This is a genomic window from Bradyrhizobium sp. STM 3809, from assembly GCF_000239795.1.
Taxonomy (GTDB): Bacteria; Pseudomonadota; Alphaproteobacteria; order Rhizobiales; family Xanthobacteraceae; genus Bradyrhizobium.
On record NZ_CAFJ01000315.1, the window covers coordinates 1 to 4,934 of the forward strand.

Below are 4,934 nucleotides of genomic sequence, written 5' to 3' on the forward strand. Positions count from 1 at the left end.
CCTGATACGGGCCTCGCCCTTCGAGACGACCGCCTGCGGCGGTCTCCTCAGGGGGAGGAGCGAAAGTGGTACGGGCAATAAGCCAACAAACAGAACGAACAAACAGAAGGTGATCTCGAGACCGGCTCAGCCGCGATCCGGCCAGATCTCCTCGAGCTTGGTCGAGCGCTCCGGCAGGCCCTCGGTCAGCATGGCGGTGCCGCCGCACACCGGCAGATGCACGACGAGGCTCGCGGCATCCGGCACGTTCGGCCGCGGCGTCACGTTCCACAGCATGATCTCCTGGCGGGTGCGGCGGATCTCCTTGAACTCGTAGCTGAAGGTCTCCGAACCGCGCGGATATTCGCGCCAGATGTTGCCTTCCTTGCGGAAGCTGCTCTGCGTGCCGCCGAAGCGGTCTGGATAGGACAGGCAGGCCGGGACGTTCAGCGTGTCGAGCACCGTCGCGCCGATGTTCGACGCCGCCGGAATGACGCTGTTCACGGCGCCGATCGCCGCGAACACCGTGGTGATCGCGCCGGCGGCCATGGCGAGCCAGCTCGTTTTCGACACGCCGGGCTTGGCGCTGATGGCCTTGTTGGACAGAACCTTGGACGACGACGTCAAATGGAGCTGGGTCATGACTGCGTTCTCCGATGTTTCGCAGGGGCTTGCTGACCAACCGGGTCCGTTCATCGGAGATTAATCTTGCAGGTCTCAGCCCCGGCGAATGTGAGGCGGATCACAACCAGGAATTTATGCCTCCATTCGCTGCACGGCTGACGGTCAGCCCTCCTGTCCTATCAGTCGCGGCCCGCATCCATGATCGCCTGCGCCAGCCGCGCCGGATCGGAGAAGCACAGCTCGTGGCTGCCGGGCACCTGCACCAGCCGGAACAGGCCGAGCTTGCCGGACAGACGCGGATGCCATGGCAGGCTGTGCGGCAGCGCCGTGTCCTCGGTACAGTTGATGTAGGACTTTGCGAGTCCCATCTCGGCGGGGTTGGTCTTCAGCTTGATCGCATCCGTGAAGGTCTTGTTCGGATGCGGATTGAGCATCTCATAGGTGCGCGTCGCGGTCGCCAGATCGGCATCGTTGATGAACGCTTCGCGCCAGATCGGGAACGGCAGCACCACCGAGCCGTCGCCGCGCTCTTTGCTGACGGCATCGAACAGCGCGACGTAGTGCGGCGGCACCATGTCGTTCAGGCACTCGCCGTCATTGGGCACGAACGCATTCCAGTAGATCAGCCGGCGGATGCGCTCGGGGATGCGATCGGCAACGCCGGTGATGACCATGCCGCCATAGGAATGGCCCATCAGCACGGCGTCGGTGATGTCGTGCGCGGTGAAGTAATCGACGATCGAGCTGATCGCCTCATCGAGGCCGGACGTCTTGGCGTCGCCGGGACGGTTGCCGCGGATGGTCGGCAGATGCACGGTGTGGCCGGCGGCGCGGATCGGTGCAGCGACCGGCTCGAGCTCGGCGCCGGTATGCCAGGCGCCGTGGACCAGGACGTAGGTTGACATGGTGGTGTTCCTTTGCACGATGAGGGACGGTGCAAGGAAGATTGGCCGCACGGCGTTCGCCGCGCTTGGCTGCGACTGAACCCAAATGGTCTCGGAGTGAACCGATGACTGGCGCGGAGCCGGAACGTCAGCGGAGCTGGAATACGGCCATGGTGCGGCCGGCGGAGCAATTCTCCTTTTACCGCGAAGCGATCTGCCAGGCCTTCATGAACCTCACGCCGGAGCCGGCGCGCGGCACCGGCTTTGCGGCGGAGGTGCAGCATATCGGGCTCGGCAGCGGCGCCATCAACCGCGTCACGTTTCCCGAGCACATCGTTCGCCGCTCGCGCACCGACATTGCCGCCTCCGATCAGCGCTGCTTCTACTTGAACCTCAAGCTCGCCGGCCGCTGCACGATCTTGCAGGACGAGCACGAGGTCAGCCTGTCGGCCGGACAGGTCGGCATCTTCGACAGCGACCGCACCTTCGAGCTGCGGCACGATCGCGGGCCGGCGCTCGGCGTGATCTCGTTTCGCGTCCCGGCCGATGCGCTGTTCGCGCGTCGTCCCGCCGTGCCGGAGATCGTGCCGACGCGGCTGTCCGACGATCCCTGCCTCGGCGCGCTGATCGTGGAGACCGCGCGCTCGCTCAACGCCAACGCGCTGCGGCTCGCGCCCGGCGACGCCACCGCGCTGTTCGACGTGCTGCTCGATCTCGTCGCGCTGAGCGTGTCGCGCGGCGGCCGGCGCGAGGCGCACGCCACCGCATCATTTGCCGATGCGACGACCCTGGCGTTGCGCCGCGCCATTCACGAGCGCTTGCGCGAGCCCGGCCTGACGGTGGCGGCGATCGCCTCGGCCGTCGGGATCAGCGAGCGCTACGTGCACAAGCTGCTGGCGCGCGCCGGCACCAGCTTCTCCGAACTGGTGATCGCGCGACGGCTGGACGGCGTGGCGCGCGACCTGCGCGATCCCGCCTGCGCGGGCCGCGACATCGGCCGCATCGCGTTCGACTGGGGCTTTTCGGACCTGTCGCATTTCACGCGCCGCTTCAAGCAGCGCTTCGGCACGCGCCCGCGCGACTGGCGCGCGCAATCGGGCTCAGGCTGACAGCCGTCGCGCATTCGCCGCGACGTGCTCGCGGTAGCGGCCGACGATGGCTGCGGCGGACGCGCCGGCACACAGGCTTGCGGCGGCCTCGAACGCTGCCGCGATCTTCTCGCCGACCATCAGTTGCGCTTCAAACGGCGCGTCCTGATCGCCGCGCGCGAACTTTTCCAGCCGCAGCCGGATCACCTCGCTCGCCTCGACCGCCAGCATGGCCCCGGCCAGCCAGGGGAAGCCCGCGGCAGCCATGTGCGGTTGCGCGTGTGCGGATGTCGGCTCTCGGCTCATCGTCGCCTCGCTTGCGGAAACTCAGCCCGTGATGCGACGAATACGCTTCAACTTTTAAAGGTGCAGACGCACAATCATCGGGGATTTCGAATCGGCCCGAACCTGCGGTTAAGCATAGACAGCCTCAACGTCATTCCGGGGCGATGCGAAGCATCGAACCCGGAATCTCGAGGTGACGAAGCCATCTCGAGATTCCGGGTTCAGCCCCTTTGGGGCTGCCCCGGAATGACGTCACCGAACCATGCGCCGCGGAGAACGACATCGTGGGCTTCCTGTTCGTCCTCGCCGTCGGCCTTGTCGCCGGCACCTTGTCCGGCATCGTCGGCACCGGCTCGTCGATCATGCTGATGCCGGTGCTGGCCTATGAGTACGGGCCGAAGGAGGCCGTGCCGATCATGGCGGTGGCCGCCGTGATGGCCAACCTGTCGCGCATCCTGGCGTGGTGGCGCGAGGTCGACTGGCGCGCCTGCGCGGCCTATTCGGTGACCGGCATCCCGGCCGCGGCGCTCGGCGCGCGCACGCTTCTCATCCTGCCGTCGCAGGCCGTCGACATCACGATCGGGCTGTTTCTCATGGCCATGGTGCCGGCACGGCATTGGCTCGCCCGGCACGACCTCAAGGCCAATCTCTGGCATCTGGCCATCGGCGGCGCGGTGATCGGATTTCTGACCGGCATCGTGGTCTCGACCGGCCCGCTCAGCGTGCCGCTGTTCCTGTTCTACGGCCTGTCGAAGGGCGCCTTCCTGGCCACCGAGGCTGCGAGCTCGCTCGGGCTTTATGTGTCGAAGTCCATCACCTTCCAGCGCTTCGGCGCGCTGACGCCCGATATTTTGCTGAAGGGCCTGATCGCGGGCGGCTCGCTGATGGCCGGCGCCTTCGTGGCCAAGCGCTTCGTGCTGCACATGAAGCCGGACGTGTTCCGGCTGGTGATGGATGGCATCATGCTGGCCGCGTCCTTAAGTATGTTATGGAACGCCACCCACTCCTGACCGCATCGATTCTCCCGACATGGCCAAGTCCACGCTCTCCTTCGTCTGCCAGAACTGCGGCGCGGCCTATTCGCGCTGGCAGGGCAAATGCGAGGCCTGCGGCGAGTGGAACACGCTGGCGGAAGAGGACACCACGGGCGCGACCTCGGCGCCGGTGTCGCTGCGCTCCAAGCGCAAGGGCCGCACCTTCCAGCTGGAATCGCTGACCGGCAAGACCATCGACGCGCCGCGGCTGTCGTCGGGGATGACCGAGCTCGACCGCGTCACCGGCGGCGGTTTCGTGCGCGGCTCGATCCTGCTGGTCGGCGGTGATCCCGGCATCGGCAAATCGACCTTGCTGACCCAGGCCACCGCGATGATGGCGCGCGCCGGCCATCGCGCCGTCTACATCTCCGGCGAGGAAGCCGTCGCCCAGGTGCGATTGCGCGCCGAGCGGCTGGGGCTGGCGGACGCGCCGGTGCAGCTGGCGTCGGAAACCTCGGTCGAGGACATCATCTCGACCCTCTCCGAGGGCGCGGTGCCCCGGCTGATCGTGATCGATTCGATCCAGACGATGTGGACCGACACGGTCGAATCGGCGCCGGGAACGGTCACGCAGGTGAGAGCGTCCGCGCAGGCGCTGATTCGCTTCGCCAAGAAATCCGGCGCGGCCATCATCCTGGTCGGCCACGTCACCAAGGACGGTCAGATTGCCGGTCCCCGCGTCGTCGAGCACATGGTCGACGCCGTATTGTCGTTCGAGGGCGAGGGCTCGCAGCAGTTCCGCATCCTCAGGGCGGTGAAGAACCGCTTCGGCCCGACCGACGAGATCGGCGTGTTCGAAATGACGGGATTGGGTTTACGCGAGGTCACCAACCCCTCCGAGCTGTTCCTGTCCGAGCGCGATCTCGGCAGCCCCGGCACCGCCGTATTCGCCGGGATCGAGGGCACCCGCCCCGTTCTGGTCGAAATGCAGGCGCTGGTCGCGCCGACCTCGCTCGGCACGCCGCGCCGCGCCGTGGTCGGCTGGGATCCGAGCCGGCTGTCGATGGTGCTGGCGGTGCTGGAGGCGCATTGCGGCGTCA

The 4,934-nt window shown here is 67.0% G+C and carries 6 protein-coding genes; 3 read left to right on the forward strand and 3 right to left on the reverse strand.

The window, feature by feature from the left end:
- Window positions 1-126: 126 nt before the first annotated feature.
- Together BRAS3809_RS17580 and BRAS3809_RS17585 are read right to left on the reverse strand one after the other, a co-directional pair.
- Window positions 127-621, reverse strand: coding sequence for a hypothetical protein (locus BRAS3809_RS17580; RefSeq protein WP_008963444.1), 495 nt, complete (start codon window positions 619-621; stop codon window positions 127-129).
- A 161-nt stretch (window positions 622-782) separates the two neighbouring features.
- Window positions 783-1,508, reverse strand: coding sequence for an alpha/beta hydrolase (locus BRAS3809_RS17585; RefSeq protein WP_035656609.1), 726 nt, complete (start codon window positions 1,506-1,508; stop codon window positions 783-785).
- A gap of 104 nt (window positions 1,509-1,612) precedes the next feature.
- On the opposite strand from BRAS3809_RS17585, the gene BRAS3809_RS17590 reads away from it, so the two are divergent.
- Window positions 1,613-2,596, forward strand: coding sequence for a helix-turn-helix domain-containing protein (locus BRAS3809_RS17590; protein ID WP_008963446.1), 984 nt, complete (start codon window positions 1,613-1,615; stop codon window positions 2,594-2,596).
- On the opposite strand, the gene BRAS3809_RS17595 is transcribed toward BRAS3809_RS17590, so the two are convergent.
- Window positions 2,588-2,881, reverse strand: coding sequence for a hypothetical protein (locus tag BRAS3809_RS17595; protein WP_008963447.1), 294 nt, complete (start codon window positions 2,879-2,881; stop codon window positions 2,588-2,590). The genes BRAS3809_RS17590 and BRAS3809_RS17595 overlap by 9 nt on opposite strands.
- A 263-nt stretch (window positions 2,882-3,144) precedes the next feature.
- Between BRAS3809_RS17595 and BRAS3809_RS17600 the strand changes: the two genes are divergently transcribed.
- Both BRAS3809_RS17600 and radA read left to right on the forward strand, forming a co-directional pair.
- Window positions 3,145-3,870 carry a sulfite exporter TauE/SafE family protein gene (locus tag BRAS3809_RS17600; RefSeq protein ID WP_008963448.1) on the forward strand — a complete coding sequence of 242 codons (726 nt, stop codon included), beginning with the start codon at window positions 3,145-3,147 and terminating at the stop codon, window positions 3,868-3,870.
- Between the two features lie 19 nt (window positions 3,871-3,889).
- A partial coding sequence (radA, locus tag BRAS3809_RS17605) for a DNA repair protein RadA (RefSeq protein ID WP_035656616.1) occupies window positions 3,890-4,934 on the forward strand: 1,045 nt, incomplete at its 3' end.